This window comes from Streptomyces sp. NPDC001851, assembly GCF_040297165.1.
In the GTDB taxonomy this organism is placed as follows: domain Bacteria; phylum Actinomycetota; class Actinomycetes; order Streptomycetales; family Streptomycetaceae; genus Streptomyces.
Map to the genome: position 1 here is coordinate 84,109 of NZ_JBEOYR010000018.1, position 20,201 is coordinate 104,309.

Annotated in this window: 15 protein-coding genes and 1 riboswitch; of the genes, 14 read left to right on the forward strand and 1 reads right to left on the reverse strand. The window is 72.1% G+C overall.

What is annotated here, in order from left to right; all coding sequences use genetic code 11:
• The first annotated feature begins 378 nt into the window (after positions 1 to 378).
• From ABT171_RS25945 to ABT171_RS25960, 4 genes are all read left to right on the forward strand, one after another.
• Positions 379 to 1,167, forward strand: a complete 789-nt coding sequence (locus ABT171_RS25945) for an ABC transporter ATP-binding protein (protein WP_351247738.1) — start codon at positions 379 to 381, stop codon at positions 1,165 to 1,167.
• A complete protein-coding gene (locus tag ABT171_RS25950; protein WP_351247740.1) occupies positions 1,164 to 3,746 on the forward strand; it encodes an ABC transporter permease in 2,583 nt (860 codons plus the stop codon). The genes ABT171_RS25945 and ABT171_RS25950 overlap by 4 nt, the downstream gene beginning before the upstream one ends.
• A 249-nt stretch (positions 3,747 to 3,995) precedes the next feature.
• Complete coding sequence (mfd, locus tag ABT171_RS25955) at positions 3,996 to 7,541, forward strand: transcription-repair coupling factor (RefSeq protein ID WP_351247742.1); 3,546 nt, start codon at positions 3,996 to 3,998, stop codon at positions 7,539 to 7,541.
• Positions 7,542 to 7,559: 18 nt separating this feature from the next.
• The gene (locus ABT171_RS25960; RefSeq protein WP_351247744.1) at positions 7,560 to 7,919 is read left to right on the forward strand and encodes a MerR family transcriptional regulator; all 360 of its coding nucleotides are present in this window, start codon (positions 7,560 to 7,562) and stop codon (positions 7,917 to 7,919) included.
• A 10-nt stretch (positions 7,920 to 7,929) separates the two neighbouring features.
• On the opposite strand, the gene ABT171_RS25965 is transcribed toward ABT171_RS25960, so the two are convergent.
• The gene (locus tag ABT171_RS25965) at positions 7,930 to 8,691 is read right to left on the reverse strand and encodes an SDR family NAD(P)-dependent oxidoreductase (RefSeq protein ID WP_351247746.1); all 762 of its coding nucleotides are present in this window, start codon (positions 8,689 to 8,691) and stop codon (positions 7,930 to 7,932) included.
• Positions 8,692 to 8,937: 246 nt separating this feature from the next.
• Here ABT171_RS25965 and ABT171_RS25970 point away from each other — a divergent pair, with 246 nt between their 5' ends.
• The 10 genes from ABT171_RS25970 to eno all read left to right on the forward strand — a co-directional run bounded on the left by ABT171_RS25970 (position 8,938) and on the right by eno (position 20,197).
• The gene (locus ABT171_RS25970) at positions 8,938 to 9,657 is read left to right on the forward strand and encodes an HNH endonuclease family protein (protein ID WP_351247748.1); all 720 of its coding nucleotides are present in this window, start codon (positions 8,938 to 8,940) and stop codon (positions 9,655 to 9,657) included.
• Between the two features lie 75 nt (positions 9,658 to 9,732).
• Complete coding sequence (locus tag ABT171_RS25975; RefSeq protein WP_351247749.1) at positions 9,733 to 10,476, forward strand: GNAT family N-acetyltransferase; 744 nt, start codon at positions 9,733 to 9,735, stop codon at positions 10,474 to 10,476.
• A gap of 267 nt (positions 10,477 to 10,743) precedes the next feature.
• On the forward strand, positions 10,744 to 11,394 hold the full coding sequence (locus tag ABT171_RS25980; RefSeq protein ID WP_351247751.1) for a hypothetical protein: 651 nt from the start codon (positions 10,744 to 10,746) through the stop codon (positions 11,392 to 11,394).
• Positions 11,395 to 11,432: 38 nt separating this feature from the next.
• Positions 11,433 to 12,926 (forward strand): serine/threonine-protein kinase, encoded by a 1,494-nt coding sequence (locus ABT171_RS25985; RefSeq protein WP_351247913.1) that lies wholly within the window; start codon positions 11,433 to 11,435, stop codon positions 12,924 to 12,926.
• 238 nt (positions 12,927 to 13,164) lie between these two features.
• Positions 13,165 to 13,818, forward strand: coding sequence for a SurA N-terminal domain-containing protein (locus ABT171_RS25990; RefSeq protein ID WP_351247753.1), 654 nt, complete (start codon positions 13,165 to 13,167; stop codon positions 13,816 to 13,818).
• Positions 13,819 to 13,912: 94 nt separating this feature from the next.
• Complete coding sequence (locus ABT171_RS25995; protein ID WP_351247755.1) at positions 13,913 to 14,974, forward strand: nucleoside triphosphate pyrophosphohydrolase; 1,062 nt, start codon at positions 13,913 to 13,915, stop codon at positions 14,972 to 14,974.
• Positions 14,971 to 16,281 carry a cytochrome P450 family protein gene (locus ABT171_RS26000; protein ID WP_351247757.1) on the forward strand — a complete coding sequence of 437 codons (1,311 nt, stop codon included), beginning with the start codon at positions 14,971 to 14,973 and terminating at the stop codon, positions 16,279 to 16,281. Before ABT171_RS25995 ends, ABT171_RS26000 begins: the two co-directional genes overlap by 4 nt.
• Before the next feature lie 149 nt (positions 16,282 to 16,430).
• On the forward strand, positions 16,431 to 17,576 hold the full coding sequence (locus ABT171_RS26005) for a transglycosylase family protein (protein ID WP_351247759.1): 1,146 nt from the start codon (positions 16,431 to 16,433) through the stop codon (positions 17,574 to 17,576).
• A 182-nt stretch (positions 17,577 to 17,758) separates the two neighbouring features.
• Positions 17,759 to 17,932, forward strand: a riboswitch (cyclic di-AMP (ydaO/yuaA leader).
• Between the two features lie 4 nt (positions 17,933 to 17,936).
• Positions 17,937 to 18,638, forward strand: a complete 702-nt coding sequence (locus tag ABT171_RS26010) for a transglycosylase family protein (RefSeq protein ID WP_351247761.1) — start codon at positions 17,937 to 17,939, stop codon at positions 18,636 to 18,638.
• Between the two features lie 272 nt (positions 18,639 to 18,910).
• The gene (eno, locus tag ABT171_RS26015; RefSeq protein WP_351247763.1) at positions 18,911 to 20,197 is read left to right on the forward strand and encodes a phosphopyruvate hydratase; all 1,287 of its coding nucleotides are present in this window, start codon (positions 18,911 to 18,913) and stop codon (positions 20,195 to 20,197) included.
• The last annotated feature ends 4 nt before the right edge of the window (positions 20,198 to 20,201 follow it).

The window sequence follows — 20,201 nt, forward strand, 5'->3', positions numbered from 1 at the left end:
GGAAACCCCCCCGTGCCCCTTGCACCCATCTCCGGTACGACAGCTTCCCATTGACTCTCACGCGACGGGAGGGTGGAGGCTGTGCGCGCCGAAGGGTGGAGGCGACCCCGAGAAGGTCTCCGCCCGGGGGTGGAGCTCCCCTAGGGGTACCTCCGTACTACGGCTCGGGGAGGGTTCGTACCCCCGGAGGAGGAGAGGGGCGGGGCCCGCTCCTTAGCCTGGCTTTACGCCGCCGGGGGGTGGCTGACCGCACCGGCGGGGTGGGGTTTTCCCCCACGAAACAGGGGGCTTCGCACCAGAGCGCCACGGACCCGCCGGCCATGAGACTCGACGGCGTATCCACCGCACCGACTTGTTAACCGACATAGGAGACATACCGTGACATCGGCTGTGACCATTCCCAGGCACGGGGGCACTGGAGGGCCTACGGCCGTTGCCGCGCGGGCGCGGCAGGTCGTGAAGGCGTACGGGTCCGGGGAGACCCGTGTCGTCGCCCTCGATCACGTCGACGTGGACATCGTGCGCGGCCAGTTCACCGCGATCATGGGCCCCTCGGGGTCCGGCAAGTCCACGCTGATGCACTGCCTCGCCGGGCTCGACACCGTGACCGGCGGTCAGATCTTCCTGGACGAGACCGAGATCACCGGCCTGAAGGACAAGAAGCTCACCCAGCTGCGCCGGGACCGGATCGGGTTCATCTTCCAGGCGTTCAATCTGCTGCCCACGCTGAACGCGCTGGAGAACATCACGCTGCCCATGGACATCGCCGGGCGCAAGCCGGATCGGGCGTGGCTGGACCGCGTGGTGGAGACCGTCGGGCTCGCCGGACGTCTCAGGCACCGGCCGGCCCAGCTCTCCGGCGGCCAGCAGCAGCGTGTCGCCGTGGCCCGCGCGCTGGCCGCCCGGCCGGAGATCATCTTCGGGGACGAGCCGACCGGGAACCTCGACTCGCGCGCCGGCGCGGAGGTCCTCGGCTTCCTGCGCCGCTCGGTGGACGAGCTCGGCCAGACCATCGTCATGGTCACCCACGACCCGGTGGCCGCCTCCTACGCGGACCGTGTGCTCTACCTCGCCGACGGCCGGATCGTCGACGAGATGCACCAGCCGACGGCCGATCAGGTCCTGGACCGGATGAAGGACTTCGACGCCCGGGGACGTACGTCATGACCGTCCTGAAGACCTCGATGCGCAACTTCTTCGCGCACAAGGGCCGTATGGCGCTCTCGGCGGTCGCGGTCCTGCTGTCGGTGGCGTTCGTGTGCGGCACGCTGGTGTTCACCGACACGATGAACACCACCTTCGACAAGCTGTTCCAGGCCACGGCCTCGGACGTGACGGTCAGCGCGAAGGGCTCCTCCGACGCCGGTGACACGGTCTCCCGCACCGGCAAGCCGCCGGTCATGCCGGCCTCCGTGCTCGGCCGGGTCCGCGGGGCGCGGGGCGTGAGGTCGGCCGAGGGCACGGTGTTCTCCACCTCGGTGACCGTCGTCGACGCCGGGAAGGACAAGCTGTCGCCCAGCAGCGGCGCGCCCACCATCGTCGGCAGCTGGAACGGCAAGGACGCCCGCACCATGAAGATCACCACCGGTGCGGCGCCCAAGGGGCCGGACCAGGTCATGGTCGACGAGGACACCGCCGACAAGCACCACCTGAAGCTCGGTGACGAGATCGGCGTGATCTCGGTCGTGGGCACCCACCACGCGCGCGTGTCCGGCATCGCCGCCTTCCAGGTCACCAACCCGGGCGCGGCGATCTTCTACCTGGACACGAGGACCGCCCAGCAGACCCTGGTCGGGAAGACCGGCGTCTACACCGACGTCAACGTCACCGCCGCCCAGGGGGTGACCGACGAGCAGCTGAAGAAGAACGTGACCGCGGTCCTCGGGCACGCCTACAAGGTGCAGACCGCCAAGGAGGTCGCCGACGCCAACCAGAAGAGCGTCAAGAGCTTCCTGAACGTCATGAAGTACGCGATGCTCGGCTTCGCCGGGATCGCCCTCCTGGTCGGCATCTTCCTGATCATCAACACCTTCTCCATGCTGGTCGCCCAGCGCACCCGCGAGATCGGCCTGATGCGCGCCATCGGCTCCTCCCGCAAGCAGGTCAACCGGTCGGTGCTGACCGAGGCGCTGCTGCTCGGCGTGATCGGCTCCCTGCTCGGCGTCGGCGCGGGCGTCGGCATCGCCGTCGGCCTGATGAAGCTCATGGGCAGGATGGGCATGCACCTGTCCACCGACGACCTGACCGTCGCCTGGACGACCCCCGCCGTCGGCCTGCTCCTGGGTGTCGTGGTCACCGTCCTGGCCGCCTACCTGCCCGCCCGGCGGGCCGGCAAGGTCTCCCCGATGGCCGCGCTGCGCGACGCGGGCGTCCCGGGCGACGCCAGGGCCGGCACCGTCCGCGCCGTGATCGGGCTGCTCCTCACCGCCGCCGGCGCCTGGGGCCTGTACGCCGCCGCCACCGCCGACAAGGCCAAGGCAGGCTCGGGCTGGCTGGGCCTGGGCGTGGTGGCCACGCTGATCGGCTTCGTCGTGACCGGCCCGCTGCTGGCCGGCGGACTGGTCCGGGTCCTCGGCGCGATCATGCTGCGGATCTTCGGCCCGGTCGGCCGGATGGCCGAGCGCAACGCGCTGCGCAACCCGCGCCGCACCGGCGCCACCGGCGCGGCCCTGATGATCGGCCTGGCCCTGGTGGCCTCCCTGTCGGTGGTCGGCTCCTCCATGGTCGCCTCGGCCACCGACCAGCTCGACAAGACCGTCGGCACGGACTTCATCATCCGCAGCGGCACCCCGGGCGCGCTCATCACCCCGCAGGCGGTCAAGGCCGTCAAGGAGACGCCGGGCCTCAAGCGGATCACCGAGTACAAGTGGACCGACGCGGACCTCACCATGCCGGACGGCACGACCGTCAAGAAGACCACGATCATGGCCGCCGACCCGACCCTCGCGACCGACGTGCGGACCAGGACGGTCGCCGGCGACCTGAAGGACGCCTACCGGCCCGACTCGATGTCGGTACCCGACAAGTTCGCCAGGGAGCACGGCATCCGGCTCGGCTCCAGGATCGCCGTCGCCTTCGCGGACGGCTCCACCGGCCACCTGACCGTACGGGCGATCACCAGCAGCGACGGTCTCATCGACGCGGGCGCGAAGTACACGTCCCTCAGGACGATGGCCACGTACGTCCCCGCCGACAGGATGCCGCAGGACGAACTCCTCTTCGCCATGGCCGAGGACGGGCGGCAGGCAGCCGCCTACAAGGCGCTGAAGACGGCCCTGCACGACTACCCCGACCTGACCGTGCGCGACCAGACCGACTACAAGAAGGACCTCAAGGACCAGATCGGCCAGCTGCTGAACATGATCTACGGCCTGCTGGCGCTCGCCATCATCGTCGCGGTCCTGGGCGTGGTGAACACCCTGGCGCTGTCGGTGGTCGAGCGGACCCGGGAGATCGGCCTCATGCGGGCCATCGGGCTCTCCCGTCGCCAGCTGCGCCGCATGATCCGCCTGGAGTCCGTGGTGATCGCGGTCTTCGGCGCCCTGCTCGGCCTCGGCCTCGGCATGGGCTGGGGCGCGACCGCCCAGAAGCTCCTCGCCCTGCAGGGCCTGAACATCCTGGACATCCCCTGGCCGACGATCGTCACGGTCTTCGTCGCCTCGGCCTTCGTGGGCCTGTTCGCCGCGCTGATCCCGGCGTTCCGCGCGGGCCGGATGAACGTCCTCGACGCCATCGCGACGGACTAGCCGCGCGGTCCGGAGCGAAGACCACCGCATACGGGGGTTGCGGGGGAAGACCCGGTGCCGGGGAGTCCTGGAGACTCCCCGGCACCGGGCTGTACTGCCGGGGTGTTCTCCGGGCTGTGCCGGCGGCCTACTTCCGGAGGGTTGTCCACAGCCCCCGACGGCAACGCCGCCGGCGTCGTAGGCTGGACAGCCCCGGCTGCCACCCGCGCCGGGCTACTTGCGTTGCCCACCCCCGGACGGAAAGCCCCCATGAGCCTGCACGGTCTGCTCGACGCCGTCGTCAAGGACCCCGCCCTCGCGGAAGCGATCACGGCGGCCGCGGACGGCAACCGCATGCACGTCGACCTCGTCGGCCCCCCGGCGGCCCGCCCCTTCGCCCTGGCCGCCCTCGCCCGCGAGGCCGGCCGCCCCGTGCTCGCGGTCACGGCCACGGGCCGCGAGGCCGAGGACCTGGCGGCAGCCCTGCGCTCCCTCCTCCCCCCGGAGGGCGTCGTGGAGTACCCCTCCTGGGAGACCCTCCCGCACGAGCGGCTCAGCCCGCGCAGCGACACCGTCGGCCGCCGCCTCGCCGTGCTGCGCCGCCTCGCCCACCCCAGCCAGGACGACCCCGGGACCGGCCCGGTCTCCGTCGTCGTGGCACCCGTGCGCTCCGTGCTGCAGCCACAGGTCAAGGGCCTCGGCGACCTGGAGCCGGTATCCCTGAGAACCGGGCAGACCGCCGACCTGAACGCCGTCGTGGACGCCCTCGCGGCCGCCGCCTACGCGCGCGTGGAGCTGGTCGAGAAGCGCGGCGAGTTCGCCGTGCGCGGCGGCATCCTGGACGTCTTCCCGCCCACCGAGGAACACCCCCTGCGCGTCGAGTTCTGGGGCGACGACGTCGAGGAGATCCGCTACTTCAAGATCGCCGACCAGCGCTCCCTCGAAGTCGCCGAACACGGCCTGTGGGCACCGCCGTGCCGCGAGCTGCTGCTCACCGACGACGTACGGGCACGCGCGCGTGCCCTCGCCGAGGAACACCCGGAGCTGGGCGAACTCCTGAACAAGATCGCCGAGGGCATCGCGGTCGAGGGCATGGAGTCCCTCGCCCCCGTCCTCGTGGACGACATGGAACTGCTGCTCGACGTCCTGCCCAAGGGCGCCATGGCCGTGGTCTGCGACCCGGAGCGGGTCCGCACGCGGGCAGCCGATCTCGTCGCGACGAGCCAGGAGTTCCTGCAGGCCTCCTGGGCGGCCACCGCCGGCGGCGGCGAGGCGCCCATCGACGTCGGCGCCGCCTCCCTGTGGTCCATCGCCGACGTCCGCGACCGCGCGCGCGAGCTGGACATGATGTGGTGGTCGGTCTCGCCCTTCGCGGCGGACGAGGAACTCGACGCGGACACCCTCAAGCTCGGCATGCACGCGCCCGAGACCTACCGCGGCGACACCGCGCGGGCCCTCGCCGACACCAAGGGCTGGCTCGCCGACGGCTGGCGCACGGTGTTCGTCACCGAGGGCCACGGCCCGGCCGCCCGCACGGTCGAGGTACTCGGCGGCGAGGGCATCGCCGCACGGCTCGACGCCGACCTCGGCGAGCTGAGCCCGTCCGTCGTGCACGTCTCCTGCGGCTCGATCGAGTACGGCCTCGTCGACCCGGCGCTGAAGCTCGCCGTGCTCACCGAGACCGACCTGTCCGGCCAGCGCACCGCCACCCGGGACGGCGCCCGGATGCCGGCCCGCCGCCGCAAGACCATCGACCCGCTCACCCTGGAGCCGGGCGACTACATCGTCCACGAACAGCACGGCGTCGGCCGGTACATCGAGATGGTGCAGCGCACCGTGCAGGGCGCCACCCGCGAGTACCTGGTCGTGGAGTACGCGCCCGCCAAGCGCGGCCAGCCCGGCGACCGGCTGTACATCCCGACCGACCAGCTGGAGCAGATCACCAAGTACGTCGGCGGCGAGGCACCCACCCTGCACCGGCTCGGCGGCGCCGACTGGACGAAGACCAAGGCGCGCGCGAAGAAGGCCGTCAAGGAGATCGCCGCCGACCTGATCAAGCTCTACAGCGCGCGCATGGCCGCCCCCGGACACTCCTTCGGCGCCGACACCCCCTGGCAGCGCGAGCTGGAGGACGCCTTCCCCTACGCCGAGACGCCCGACCAGCTCACCACCATCGCCGAGGTCAAGGAGGACATGGAGAAGTCGGTCCCCATGGACCGCCTGATCTGCGGCGACGTCGGCTACGGCAAGACCGAGATCGCGGTGCGGGCCGCCTTCAAGGCCGTACAGGACGGCAAGCAGGTCGCCGTCCTGGTCCCGACGACCCTGCTGGTGCAGCAGCACTTCGGGACGTTCTCGGAGCGGTACGCGCAGTTCCCGGTGAGCGTGAAGGCGCTGTCCCGCTTCCAGACCGACACCGAGGCCAAGGCGGTCCTGGAGGGCCTGAAGGACGGCGCGGTGGACGTCGTCATCGGCACCCACCGCCTGTTCTCCTCCGAGACGAAGTTCAAGGACCTGGGCCTGGTCATCGTCGACGAGGAGCAGCGCTTCGGCGTCGAGCACAAGGAGCAGCTCAAGAAGCTCCGCGCCAACGTGGACGTGCTGACCATGTCCGCCACACCCATCCCGCGCACCCTGGAGATGGCGGTCACCGGCATCCGCGAGATGTCCACGATCACCACACCCCCGGAGGAGCGCCACCCGGTGCTCACCTTCGTCGGGCCGTACGAGGAGAAGCAGATCGGCGCGGCCATCCGCCGCGAACTGCTGCGCGAGGGCCAGGTCTTCTACATCCACAACCGGGTCGAGTCCATCGACCGCGCGGCCGCCCGGCTGCGTGAGATCGTCCCCGAGGCCCGCATCGCCACCGCCCACGGCCAGATGTCGGAATCGACGCTGGAGCAGGTCGTCGTCGACTTCTGGGAGAAGAAGTTCGACGTCCTCGTCTCGACCACGATCGTCGAGTCCGGCATCGACATCTCCAACGCCAACACGCTGATCGTGGAGCGCGGCGACACCTTCGGCCTCTCCCAGCTGCACCAGCTGCGCGGCCGGGTCGGCCGGGGCCGCGAGCGCGGCTACGCCTACTTCCTGTACCCGCCGGAGAAGCCGCTCACGGAGACCGCGCACGAGCGCCTGGCCACCATCGCCCAGCACACCGAGATGGGCGCGGGCATGTACGTGGCGATGAAGGACCTGGAGATCCGCGGCGCCGGAAACCTCCTCGGCGGCGAGCAGTCCGGGCACATCGCGGGCGTCGGCTTCGACCTGTACGTCCGCATGGTCGGCGAGGCCGTCGCGGACTACCGGCGCCAGCTGGAGGCGGGGGAGCCGTCGGCGGGAGGCGTGGAGGAGGCGCCGCTCGAAGTCAAGATCGAGCTGCCCGTCGACGCCCACGTCCCGCACGACTACGCGCCCGGCGAGCGGCTGCGCCTGCAGGCCTACCGCGCCATCGCCTCCGCCAACTCGGAGGAGGACATCAAGGCCGTCCGCGAGGAACTCACCGACCGCTACGGCAAGCTGCCCGAACCGGTGGAGAACCTGCTGCTGGTGGCCGGGCTCAGGATGCTCGCGCGCGCGTGCGGCGTCGGCGAGATCGTGCTCCAGGGCACCAACATCCGCTTCGCACCGGTGGAGTTGCGCGAGTCGCAGGAACTGCGGGTCAAGCGCCTCTACCCCGGTACGGTCATCAAGCCCGCCGCCCACCAGGTGCTGGTCCCCCGCCCGAAGACCGCGAAGGTCGGCGGCAAGCCGCTGGTCGGCCGCGAACTGCTGGGCTGGGTGGGCGAGTTCCTCGCCTCGGTCCTGGGCTCGTAGGAGCCGTGGGGGAGGGACATGAGGATCGGTGAACTGGCGGCGGCGACCGGGGCGACACCGCGCGCCCTGCGCCACTACGAGCAGCAGGGCCTGATCACCTCCGCACGCGCCGTCAACGGCTACCGGGAGTACGACGCCCGGGCCGCCGTACGCGTCCGCAACATCCGGCACCTGCTGGAGGCGGGCCTCACCCTGGACGACATACGGGTGTTCCTGCCCTGCCTGGACGGCGACGTCACCGCCGGCCCCGCCTCCGCCAAGGGCCTCGGGGTCGCCCGGGACCGGCTGGCGGTGCTGGACGCGCGGATCGCGGCGCAGACGGCGGTACGGGACCGGCTGGCGGCGGCGCTGCGGGAGGCGGGGGACCCGGCCCGCTGAGGGCGGCCGGTCAGGCGACGACCGCGCCGCCGTCCACGGGCAGCACCACTCCCGTCACGAACGACGCCTGCGGGGAGGCCAGCCCGGTGATCGCCCAGGCGACCTCCTCCGGGCGGCCGATCCTGCCGAGCGGGGTGTGTTCCCGCTGCCACGCGCGCAGCCCCGCCACCTGCTCGGGGCTGAAGCCGGAGTGCTCCCCGATGGGCGTGTCGATCGCGCCGGGCGCCACGGCGACCACCCGGATCCCGTGCGGTGCGAGTTCCACGGCCCAGCTGCGGGTCAGCGTCTCCAGGGCGGCCTTGCCCGCCGCGTAGAGGGAGTTGCCGGGCCAGGCGCGCTGACCGACGGAGGTCGTCACGTTCACCACCACACCCCCGACGGCCTCCAGCGCCGGCAGCGCGGCCTGGGTGAGCAGCACGGGAGCGAGGAGGTTGGTCTCCAGCAGCGGGCGTACCGAGGTGCGGGTGTACGTGCGCAGGGAGCCGGGGGTGACGACCCCCGCGTTGTTCACGAGCACGTCGATCCGGCCGTACCGCTCCAGCGCCGTACGCACGACCGTCCCGGGGCCGTCCCCGGACGTGAGGTCGGCGGCTACCGGCGTGATACCGGGGTGCCCGTCGGCCGTCCGGGCCAGCGGCGCCGCCCGGCGGCCGACCGCGACGACCCGCGCGCCCCCGGCGGCGAACGCGCGCGCGGTGGCCCGGCCGATACCGGTACCGGCACCGGTGACGACGACGGTACGGGGGCTGTGGGTGCGGGTGTCCTCGCTCATGCCGGGATCCTCGGACCCTGACGCCGGTGACAAGGTCAAGCAGGCCTCCCGGAAGGTGTGAGCGGGCGCGCGGCCGTGCCCCCCGGACTCCCCCGCCAAGCCCCTTCCCTGCTCCAAGTCGGGTGCACATTGCCCCTGAAAGAACCTTTTGGTCCCATCTGGCGGAAGACGGGGGTCCGTTACCGTGGGCAGGAACGATCCGCCCGTTCCGGCAGGGCGGACGAGGGCGAGCGAGGGGGACGTACCGTGACGCGTCTGAGGGGCGGAGCGGTCGCCGCGGTGGTCGTCATGACCGTCGCCGTGGCCGGCTGCAAGAGCGAGCAGGGCAAGGGGTCCGCCGGACCCGGAAGGGCGCAGGGCGGGGGAGCGGCGCTGGCCGCCGCCGACTCACTGACCGTCAAGGGACGGGCGCCGAAGACCGGGTACTCCCGGGCCCGGTTCGGCGCCGCGTGGGCGGACACCGACTCCAACTCCTGCGACACCCGCGACGACATACTCAAACGCGACCTGAAGGACGTGAAGTTCACCGGCGGCACCTGCAAGGTCACCTACGGCCTGCTCGCGCCCGACCCCTACTCCGGCAAGGACATCACCTACCGGCGCGGCCGCAGCCAGGTCGACATCGACCATGTCGTCGCCCTCTCCGACGCCTGGCAGAAGGGCGCCGAGTACTGGGACCCGGGCAAGCGCATAGCGCTGGCCAACGACCCCCTCAACCTCATCGCCGTCGACGCGAGCGCCAACCGCGGCAAGGGGGACGGCGACACGGCCACCTGGCTGCCGCCCAACCCGAAGTACCGCTGCACCTATGTGGCCGCCCAGGTCGCGGTGAAGAAGAAGTACGGCCTGTGGGTCACCGCCGCCGAGAAGGCCGCGATGAAGAAGGTCCTCACCGGCTGCCCCGGCCAGAAACTCCCGGCGGGCGGCAACCCCACCAAGGCGCCGGACCGTTTCCGGGCGCGGTGAGCCGGGCGCCGGCGTCACCCCGCTGACCGGCAAACCCGTTTCCGGTGCCGGGAGCCGGCGCCTACCGTGGGCGTCATGGACGTCAAGGTGAGCAGCATCGCCGAGCGGCCCGACCGGCTGCCGGCGTTGTTCGAGATGGCCGACACCTGGCCCGAGTTCGTGACCAACGACCCCGTGGGCACCGCGCATTACGGCCGCATCCCCGCCGAACTGCCCGAGTACGCGCTGTTCGCCGAGGACGGGCACGGCGAGATCGTCGCCCACGCCTTCAGCGTGCCCTTCGCCCTCGGCACCGACGGCCGGCACACCCTGCCCGCGCGCGGCTGGGACCAGGTCCTGCTCTGGGCCTTCGCCGACCTGCGCCGCGGCACCCGCCCCGACACGGTGAGCGCCATCTCCGTCACCATCGCCCCGCACGCCCAGGGCCACGGCCTGTCCGCCGTCATGCTCTCGGCGATGCGGGAGCGCGCCCGCGCCCGCGGCTTCCGCGAGGTCGTCGCCCCCGTCCGCCCCAGCGCCAAGCACCGCGAACCGCACACCCCGATCACCGAGTACGCCCACCGGGTCCGCCCCGACGGCCTGCCCGAGGACCCCTGGCTGCGCGTCCACGCGCGCGCCGGCGCACGCATCGACTCCATCGCACCGGCCTCCATGACCGTGGGCGCCTCGCTGGAGGAGTGGCGCCGCTGGACCGGGCTGCCGTTCGACACCGCGGAGGACGTCGAGGTGCCCGGCGCGCTCGTCCCGGTCCGCTGCGAACCGGAGCGCGGGTACGCCGTCTACGTCGAGCCCAACGTGTGGATGCGGCACGCCCTGTAGCCGCCGAGTCCGAGCGGGCGCTGCGCCGTGCGAGCCGGCTCGGGGAGCAGCTCGTGCGCGGGATGTACGACCTCACCGCCGGCTCGGTGGCACCTGACTGATCGCGGGTGCGGGCCGGGCAACGGTTCGGTACAACCGGGACGCTCGGCCGTGTCCTTGTCCGTGTCGGGTCATATGCTCGAAGCGACCATCGCACGACCGGCGTTGCCCGCCCCGCGGAGCGCGCCGGGCGGACACGCACGCCCACATCAGGCATCAGGAGCAGTCATGCAAGGCCACGGCTACGGACAGCCGGTGAAGCAGCCGCCCCACACCGCAGGGCTGGTTCTGCTGCGTCTGCTGTTCGTGGCGATCGGAATGCTCAGCATCGGCTTCCTGGCCTGGGTGATGCTGCTGCGGCTGGCGATCGTCACGCGGCGGGCGCTGGACTGGTGCCTGTTCGGCGCCGCGCTGATCATCAACTTCCTCAGCCTGGCGCTGGTGGGCAGCGAGCCGGGCGACGACGTGCACACCCCGATCGGCTACTTCGGCATGTTCATGCTGCTCGGCGGGCTCGCGGCCACGATGGCGTACTACCTCACCGCGGAGATCCGCCACTACGGGATGTGGCGGCGCAGGTATGCGGCGCAGACGGGGTACGCCTATCCGGGCCCCGCGACCCCGTACCCACCGGTGACCGTCCCCATCGTGCCGCTCGGTCGCACGGGCCGCGAGTCGCCCTTCCCGCCGGCCCCGGCCGTCCCGCACACGCCGCCCCCGATGCCGCACACGCCCCCGCCCCGGCCGCCGCTGGCCACCCCGCCGCCGCAGCGCCCGGCGCCCACCCACATCGAGCAGGTGCGCGCCGAACTGGACGAGCTGAGCGACTACCTGCGCAAGCATGACGGCCGGCACGACAGCCACGAGGGCGGCAGGTGAGCGCGGCGGCAGGACGAGTCGTCGCCGACCGGTACGAACTGTCCACGCTCATCGGGCAGGGCGGCATGGGCCAGGTGTGGACGGCGTACGACCGGCGGCTCGACCGGCGCGTGGCGGTGAAGCTGCTGCGCCCCGACAAGGTGGCGGGCCAGGAGGCGGACGAGCTGCGCCGCCGGTTCCTGCGCGAGTGCCGGGTGACCGCGCAGGTGGACCACCCCGGCCTGGTGACCGTGCACGACGCGGGCAGCGAGGGCGAGGAGCTGTTCCTCGTCATGCAGTACGTCGACGGCGCCGACCTGTCCGGCCACCTCGCCGAGCACGATCCGTACCCGTGGCCGTGGGCGGTCGCGGTGGCCGCGCAACTGTGCGCCGCGCTGAGCGCCGTGCACGCCGTGCCGATCGTGCACCGCGACCTCAAGCCGCGCAACGTCATGGTGAAGCAGGACGGCACGGTCACCGTGCTCGACCTGGGCGTGGCCTCCGTCATGGACACCGACACCACCCGCCTCACCCACACCGGCTCCCCGATCGGCTCACCCGCCTACATGGCGCCGGAGCAGGCGATGGGCGGCGCGGTCGGCCCGTACACCGACCTGTACGCGCTCGGTGTGCTGATGCACGAACTGCTCAGCGGTGACGTGCCGTTCGCGGGCTCCACGGCGCTCGGCGTGCTGCACCGGCACCTGTACGAGCCCCCGCAGCCGGTGCGCCGGATCCGCCCCGAGGTCCCCGAGGCGCTGGAGTCGCTCGTGCTGCGGCTGCTCGCCAAGGACCCGCAGCACCGGCCGGGTTCCGCGCAGGAGGTGTACGAGGACCTGGCGCTGCTCCTGCCCGCGCGCGGGACGCCCACGGGGGCGCCGTTGGACCCCACGCGCCCCTTCCTGCGCCCGCACGCCCCCTGGCCGGACCGCGCGCGGACCCCCGCGCCCCAGCCCGCCCCGGTCGCGCCGGCGCCACCGGCGGCCGGGAAGCCCGACGTCGCCGCCGCCGTGGACGAGGTCAAGCGGCTGCTGGGGGAGGGGCGCATCACCCAGGCCGTGGACATCCTCGGCGCGATCCTGCCCGCCGCCGCCGAGCAGCACGGCGAGCACTCCCCGGTGGTGCGCACGCTGCGCAAGCAGTACGCGGCGACGCTCATGGACGACGGCCAGTACCGGCGCGCACTGCCGGAGCTGCGCCGCCTCGCCGACGAACGCGCCGCCGAGGCCGGCCAGGCCGACCCGCAGTCCCTGCGCTACCGCTACGAGGCCGCACAGTGCCTGGAGCAGCTGGGCGAACCGGCGGCGGCGCTCGCCGCGTACCGCGCGCTGCTGCCGTACTACGAGAACCAGTACGTCTCCGGCGACCCGCAGCTCGCCCATGACGTCCGCCGGCGCATCGGCCATCTGCTGCTCGCCCTGGGCGACCGCCCGTCCGCCCACGACACGCTGGCCCGGCTGCTGATGGACGTGGAGCGGCTGCACGGCCCCGGCCACCCGACGGCCCTGGAGATCCGGCGCACCCTGCAGTGGCTCGGACAGGTGCGCGGTTAGCGGGTACGACGTCGCGGACAGGGCGTGCGGCACCGGCTGAGCCGAAGCGGTGGGTGCGGCGGGCGCAGCGGTGCCCCAAACGCAGGCGAATCGTTGGTCGAATGGGTTGGCCCCGGCCCGCCCACTGCCTACCATCGATCACCGCAAGACTTTGTGCGCCCGCCCGTCGCCCGACCACCACCCCTGGCGGAGGCGCTGCGCGCCGCACCTGTTATTGCAATCTCCCTTGGAGGTTCCCTTGCACCGCCGCCGTCGCACCGCGCTCGTCCTCACCGCCGCGATCGCCGCCGCGGCACCCCTGCTGACCGCCTGCGGCAACGACGCGCACCCGGGCGCCGCGGCCGTCGTCGGCGGGCAGCGGATCACCGTCGCCCAGCTGGAGAGCCGGGTCGACGAGGTCCGCGCGGCACAGCGGGCCGCGGTGCCGGACGAGACCCAGTACCGGCAGGTCCTCGCCTCCACCAGCAGCCTCACCCGGGACACCCTGCACAACATGGTCCTCGACCGGGTGCTGGACCGTGCCGCGCAGGACGCGGACATCACGGTCACCCGCAAGGAGGTCCAGCAGATGCGCGCCGGCCTGGAGCAGCAGGCCGGCGGGGCCAAGGGGCTGCAGGCCGCCTGGCTGCAGAAGTACGGCATCGCCCCCGCGCACCTCGACGACAACCTCCGGCTCCAGCTGGAGGCGCAGAAGCTGGCCCAGAAGCTCGGCACCGACACCGGCCGGCCCGCTTTCTGGAAGGCCCTGTCCACCGCCTCCCGGGAACTCCGCATCTCCCTCAACCCCCGCTACGGCACCTGGGACGCGCAGAAGAGCAGCCGCGTGGACGCCAGGACGCCGTGGGTGCGGGAGGTCACGACGGCATCGGGCGGGGAGCCGCTGACGGCGTAGCCGGTCGACGGTCGGCGGTCATACGATCACACGAGCACCCTCACCCTGTGGATATCCAGATCCGCTGCCTCCCGCCGTGGGTTACGTTCGGGTCGTGAACGCATCCAGCTCCGACCTCGCTCCCGCCGCCGGCCCCGGTCGCGTCGTCCTGCTCACCACCAGCCACCGCGTCGCGCCCGGCCTGCTGTCCTGGCCCGCCTGGCAGGCCCTGCGCGCCGCCGACGCCGTGCTGTGCGCGGACGGGGCGCATCCGCAGCTGCCGTATCTGCGCGAGGCGGGCATAGCGGTGCGGGAGGCGTCGCCCACCGCGCAGGAGCTGGTCGACGCCTGCGCCGGCGGGCGGACCGTGGTGGTCGTGGCCACCGGTGAGGGAGAGCCCGCCCTCACCGACGGCCTGGCCCGGCTGGCCGGCTCCGGCCGCGTCGCCATGCCGGAGCTGGAGCTGCTGCCCGCCTCCTACGACCTGCCCGGCGCCCGCCTGCTGGACCTCGTGCAGGTCATGGACCGCATCCGCGCCGAGTGCCCCTGGTCGTCCCGGCAGACCCACGAGGGCCTCGCCAAGTACGGCCTGGAGGAGGCGTACGAGCTGGTCGAGGCGATCGAGGCCGGCGACCGGGAGGAACTGCGCGAGGAGCTGGGCGACGTCCTGCTCCAGGTCGTCTTCCACGCCCGGATCGCCGAGGAGCACCCGGACGCGCCGTTCTCCGTCGACGACGTGGCCGGCGGCATCGTCGCCAAGCTCGTCCACCGGCACCCGCATGTCTTCGGCGACGAGAAGGCCGAGACGCCGGAGGACGTCAAGGAGCACTGGCTGCGCACCAAGGCCGAGGAGAAGCAGCGCACCTCGGTCACGGACGGCGTCCCGCTCGGCCAGCCCGGACTGGCCCTCGCCGCCAAGCTCGCCTCCCGCGCCCGCACGGCGGGCCTGGACGTACACCTGCCGCACGGCGAGGGCCTCGGCTACGAACTGCTCGCCCTGGCGGTGCGTGCCGAGGCGGACGGCGTGGACCCGGAGGCGGCCCTGCGGGCGGCGGCGCGGGCCTACCGGGACGCGATCCGGGAGGCGGAGGGTGCCGGGCCCGAGGCGATACACGCGGCCCGCGGCGGGCACCGGGACGCGGAGGCCCACCCGCGTCCGGATACGGTCGGGGAGTGACCGACCAGCACCACCCCCGGACCGCCCCCGGCTCCGCCCCGGGCCCCGTTCCCGCCCTGTTCACCTGGGAGTTCGCCACCGATCCCTATCCCGCCTACGCCTGGCTGCGCGAGCACGCGCCGGTGCACCGGACGCGGTTGCCCAGCGGGGTCGAGGCCTGGCTGGTCACCCGGTACGCCGACGCCAGGCAGGCCCTGGCCGACCAGCGGCTGAGCAAGAACCCGGCGCATCACGACGAGCCCGCGCACGCCAAGGGCAAGACCGGCATCCCCGGCGAGCGCAAGGCCGAGCTGATGACCCATCTGCTGAACATCGACCCGCCGGACCACACCCGGCTGCGCCGGCTGGTCAGCAAGGCGTTCACCCCGCGCCGGGTCGCGGAGTTCGCGCCCCGGGTGCAGGAGCTGACCGACCACCTCATCGACCGGTTCGCCGAGAAGGGCTCGGCCGACCTCATCCACGAGTTCGCCTTCCCGCTGCCCATCTACGCCATCTGCGACCTGCTCGGTGTCCCGCGCGAGGACCAGGACGACTTCCGGGACTGGGCGGGCATGATGATCCGGCACGGCGGCGGGCCCCGGGGCGGAGTCGCCCGGTCGGTGAAGAAGATGCGCGGCTACCTCGCCGAGCTGATCCACAAGAAGCGCGAGGCGCTGCCCGCCGAGTCCGCACCCGGTGAGGACCTCATCTCCGGCCTCATCCGGGCCTCCGACCACGGCGAGCACCTCACCGAGAACGAGGCCGCGGCGATGGCGTTCATCCTGCTGTTCGCCGGCTTCGAGACGACCGTCAACCTCATCGGCAACGGCACCTACGCCCTGCTCACCCACCCCGAGCAGCGCACGCGGCTCCAGCGCTCCCTGGCCGGGCGGGAGACGGACCTGCTGGAGACCGGAGTGGAGGAACTCCTGCGCTACGACGGCCCGGTGGAGCTGGCCACCTGGCGGTTCGCCACCGAGCCGCTCACCATCGGCGGCCAGGACATCGCCCCCGGGGACCCGGTGCTCGTGGTGCTCGCGGCGGCCGACCGGGACCCGGAGCGGTTCGCCGACCCGGACGTGCTGGACCTCGCCCGCCGCGACAACCAGCACCTCGGCTACGGCCACGGCATCCACTACTGCCTCGGCGCGCCGCTCGCCCGGCTGGAGGGCCAGACCGCGCTCGCCACCCTGCTCACCCGGCTGCCCGACCTGCGGCTCGCCGTGGACCCGGACGAGTTGCGCTGGCGCGGCGGGCTCATCATGCGCGGCCTGCGCACCCTGCCCGTGGAGTTCACCCCGGCCGCCGGCGCAGCCGGGCGAAGCTGAGCAAGAACGGCGTTCAACTTTGTGATCTTCACGTGATCTGCGCGGCATGAACTTGTGACAAGTGATCGTCTGCCGATACGTTCACCCATCAGCGTGGCGAGGCTTCCAGCGCGCCGCGCCGGTCCTGCTGTCGCACGAAAGGCTTCCGCATGCTCTCCGGGAACGGTCGTCACCGTCGCCCCCGCCAGGCTCCGGCCCTCCTCGTCGCGGCCGGAGTGACCGGCTCCGCCATCGCCATCCCGCTGCTCGGCGCGGCCAGCGCCAACGCGGCCGACGGGACCACCTGGGACAAGGTCGCCGAGTGCGAGAGCGGCGGTTCCTGGAGCGCGGACACCGGTAACGGCTACTACGGCGGCCTGCAGATCTCGCAGGACGACTGGGGGAGGTACGGCGGCACGCAGTACGCCGCCAGCGCCGACCAGGCCAGCCGCTCGCAGCAGATAGCCGTCGCCGAGAAGATCCTGGCCGACCAGGGCACCAAGCCGTGGGCCACCTGCGCCCTGCTCTCCGGCCTGACCTCCAACTCCGGTTCGGTCGACGTCGACACCGGTGTCGGCTCCGGTGGCACCGGCGGGTCGGGCGACACGCATGGCTCGGGTCACGCCTCCGGCTCGACCGGCAACTCCGACCCGTCCGGTCTGCCGGATTCATCCGCATCCGACTCCGGTTCTGGCTCCGGCTCAGGCTCCCCTTCCGGCTCCGACTCGGGCTCCGGTTCGGCCTCCTCCGGTTCCGCCTCCTCCGGTTCGGCCTCCTCGGGTCCGGATGCCTCCGGCTCCCCGTCGGACCCGCGTGCCACGCCGTCTCCGCACCGGAGCGACCGCGCCGCGAAGACCCCGGACGCGCCCGGCGGCTCCCGCGGAGCCAGCACCCCCAAGTCCGACAAGACCGACAAGCCCGGCTCGTCCGGCGGCGGCGGTTCGCAGGGTGATGACAGCGCGCCGACGGTCACCCCTGGTACCGACGAATCGGACAATTACCAGCAGTCCGCCGGGTCTTGGAGCCTGGTCGACACCGGCGCGCTCAGCAGTGGCGGACGTCACCGCGGCGAGAGTGCGGACGAAAGCGTGACAAACGGTCAGAATGCCCCCTCTTCCGGCCGCCACGCCGGCCGCGTGGCGGACACCTACACCGTGCGCGAGGGGGACACCCTGGCCTCCATCGCCGACTCCCTGGGCGTCCACGGCGGGTGGCACGCGCTCTACGACGGGAACAAGAGCGTCATCGGCGCCGACCCCAACCACATCACCGCCGGTCAGACCCTGGAAGTCGATACCGAAAACGGCGCAAAGTAGCGGCAGTTGACGCCCCGTTTCGCCGTGGATGTCCGATTCGGTGAAAGTGTGGGATGAGTCTCAGAAGCCCTGATCGTCTTTGAAATTCCGTCGATCACGTGTCTACGGTCAGGACCGCTCGTCACCACGAGCCCCGGCGGCCGCAACGCCGAATCCTGCCAGCGGTCGCCCGGGAACAGTCGTCGCGTCAAGCGCCGTAGGCAGGAGCGGGGGACCCAAGGTAAGTGCCGGGCCCGGCGGTTCACGCCGGTACCGGCTGGGGGTGAAGCCGCGCCTCGCGAAAGCGAGTGCGCGGCCGGGCAACTCAACCGGCCCGAACCCGACAGCTCACCTCGCAGGCGTCGGTGAGGGGATTGATCCATGCTGTTCTCCGGCAAGGGCAAGCACCGTCGTCCGTCCAAGGCCGTCCGCGCCATCACGCTCGCCGGTGTCACCGGCGCCGCCGTCGCCGCCCCGCTGATGGCGGCCGGCAACGCCTCCGCCGCCACCGCCTCCGAGTGGGACGCCGTCGCCCAGTGCGAGTCGGGCGGCAACTGGTCCATCAACACCGGCAACGGCTACTACGGCGGTCTGCAGTTCTCCGCCTCCACCTGGGCCGCGTACGGCGGCACCGCCTACGCCCCGCAGGCCAACCAGGCCAGCAAGGCGCAGCAGATAGCCGTCGCCGAGAAGGTCCTCGCCGCGCAGGGCAAGGGTGCCTGGCCGGTCTGCGGCACGGGCCTGTCGGGCGCCGCCTACAACGGCACCGCGCCCAGCACCTCCTCGGGCACCACCTCCTCGAAGAGCACCGCGCCCAGCACCACCACGCGCTCCGACCAGCAGGCCGCCTCCCGCTCCGCCGAGCGCACGGCCCCGTCCGCGAGCAAGACCGTCACCACCCCGACCGGCAAGAAGGTCAAGAAGGGCGACGGCGAGTACAAGGTCGTCAAGGGCGACACCCTCAGCTCCATCGCCGTCCAGCACCACGTCCAGGGCGGCTGGCAGAAGCTCTTCGAGCTGAACAAGGACATCGTCGAGGACGCGAACCTCATCTACCCGGGTCAGCAGCTGCACCTGAAGTAAGCGGCGGCAGTCCTCCGGCCCGCCCCCCGTCCCCACGGGCTCCCCGCCCCGGCGCGTGTTCCCCCGTACGCGCCGGGGCGGGGTCTTTTCTGCGTGCCCTCTGCACCCACCCTTTGTTCCGTTGGTGAACAATGGGTACCGTCTGCGTGTCCCTCCCCGTCCACGGGGCGGTCGGTCGGTGGCCGATCCGCCGGAGACGGTTAGGCTCTAGTCGCAAGGCACAGCCGTAAGGCAGCAAGCCCCGCACTTCCAGCGTCACATCCAAGAAGGAGATGCTCGTGCCGTCCATCGACGTCGTCGTAGCCCGGGAAATCCTGGACTCCCGAGGCAATCCCACGGTCGAGGTCGAGGTCGGCCTCGACGACGGCAGCACGGGTCGTGCCGCCGTCCCGTCCGGCGCCTCGACCGGCGCCTTCGAGGCCATCGAGCTGCGCGACGGTGACCCCAACCGCTACCAGGGCAAGGGCGTCGAGAAGGCCGTCCTCGCCGTCATCGAGCAGATCGGCCCGGAGCTGGTCGGCTACGACGCCACCGAGCAGCGCCTGATCGACCAGGCCATGTTCGACCTGGACGCCACGGACAACAAGGGCTCCCTCGGCGCCAACGCCATCCTCGGCGTCTCCCTCGCCGTCGCCCACGCCGCCTCCGAGGCCAGCGACCTCCCCCTCTTCCGCTACCTGGGCGGCCCCAACGCGCACCTGCTGCCGGTGCCGATGATGAACATCCTCAACGGCGGCTCGCACGCGGACTCCAACGTGGACATCCAGGAGTTCATGATCGCCCCGATCGGCGCGGAGTCCTTCTCCGAGGCCCTGCGCTGGGGCACCGAGGTCTACCACACGCTGAAGAAGGTCCTGAAGAGCAAGGGCCTGGCCACCGGCCTCGGCGACGAGGGCGGCTTCGCCCCGAACCTGGGCTCCAACCGCGAGGCCCTCGACCTCATCCTGGAAGCCATCAAGGAGGCCGGCTACGCCCCCGGCCAGCAGATCGCCCTCGCGCTCGACGTGGCCGCCTCCGAGTTCTACAAGGACGGCACGTACCTCTTCGAGGGCAAGGAGCGCTCCGCCGCCGAGATGACGGAGTACTACGAGGAGCTCGTCGCGGCCTACCCGCTCGTCTCCATCGAGGACCCGCTGTTCGAGGACGACTGGGCCGGCTGGAAGGTCATCACCGACCGTCTGGGCGACAAGGTCCAGCTCGTCGGTGACGACCTGTTCGTCACCAACCCCGAGCGCCTGGCCCGCGGCATCGAGGAGGGCACCGCCAACGCCCTGCTGGTCAAGGTGAACCAGATCGGCTCGCTGACCGAGACCCTGGACGCCGTCGAGCTGGCCCAGCGCAGCGGCTTCAAGTGCATGATGTCCCACCGCTCCGGCGAGACCGAGGACGTCACCATCGCCGACCTGGCCGTCGCCACCAACTGCGGCCAGATCAAGACCGGCGCCCCGGCCCGCTCCGAGCGCGTCGCCAAGTACAACCAGCTGCTGCGCATCGAGGAGATCCTCGACGACGCCGCGGTGTACGCGGGCCGCAGCGCGTTCCCGCGCTTCAAGGGCTGACGCA

What these genes read in the sequence shown, in the direction of transcription:
- ABT171_RS25950 (WP_351247740.1), top strand. Translation starts at nt 1,164, where the DNA reads ATGACCGTCCTGAAGACCTCGATGCGCAACTTCTTCGCGCACAAGGGC.
- mfd (WP_351247742.1), top strand. Translation starts at nt 3,996, where the DNA reads ATGAGCCTGCACGGTCTGCTCGACGCCGTCGTCAAGGACCCCGCCCTC.
- ABT171_RS25960 (WP_351247744.1), top strand. Translation starts at nt 7,560, where the DNA reads ATGAGGATCGGTGAACTGGCGGCGGCGACCGGGGCGACACCGCGCGCC.
- ABT171_RS25965 (WP_351247746.1), bottom strand. Translation starts at nt 8,691, where the DNA reads ATGAGCGAGGACACCCGCACCCACAGCCCCCGTACCGTCGTCGTCACC.
- ABT171_RS25975 (WP_351247749.1), top strand. Translation starts at nt 9,733, where the DNA reads ATGGACGTCAAGGTGAGCAGCATCGCCGAGCGGCCCGACCGGCTGCCG.
- ABT171_RS25980 (WP_351247751.1), top strand. Translation starts at nt 10,744, where the DNA reads ATGCAAGGCCACGGCTACGGACAGCCGGTGAAGCAGCCGCCCCACACC.
- ABT171_RS26005 (WP_351247759.1), top strand. Translation starts at nt 16,431, where the DNA reads ATGCTCTCCGGGAACGGTCGTCACCGTCGCCCCCGCCAGGCTCCGGCC.
- ABT171_RS26010 (WP_351247761.1), top strand. Translation starts at nt 17,937, where the DNA reads ATGCTGTTCTCCGGCAAGGGCAAGCACCGTCGTCCGTCCAAGGCCGTC.
- eno (WP_351247763.1), top strand. Translation starts at nt 18,911, where the DNA reads ATGCTCGTGCCGTCCATCGACGTCGTCGTAGCCCGGGAAATCCTGGAC.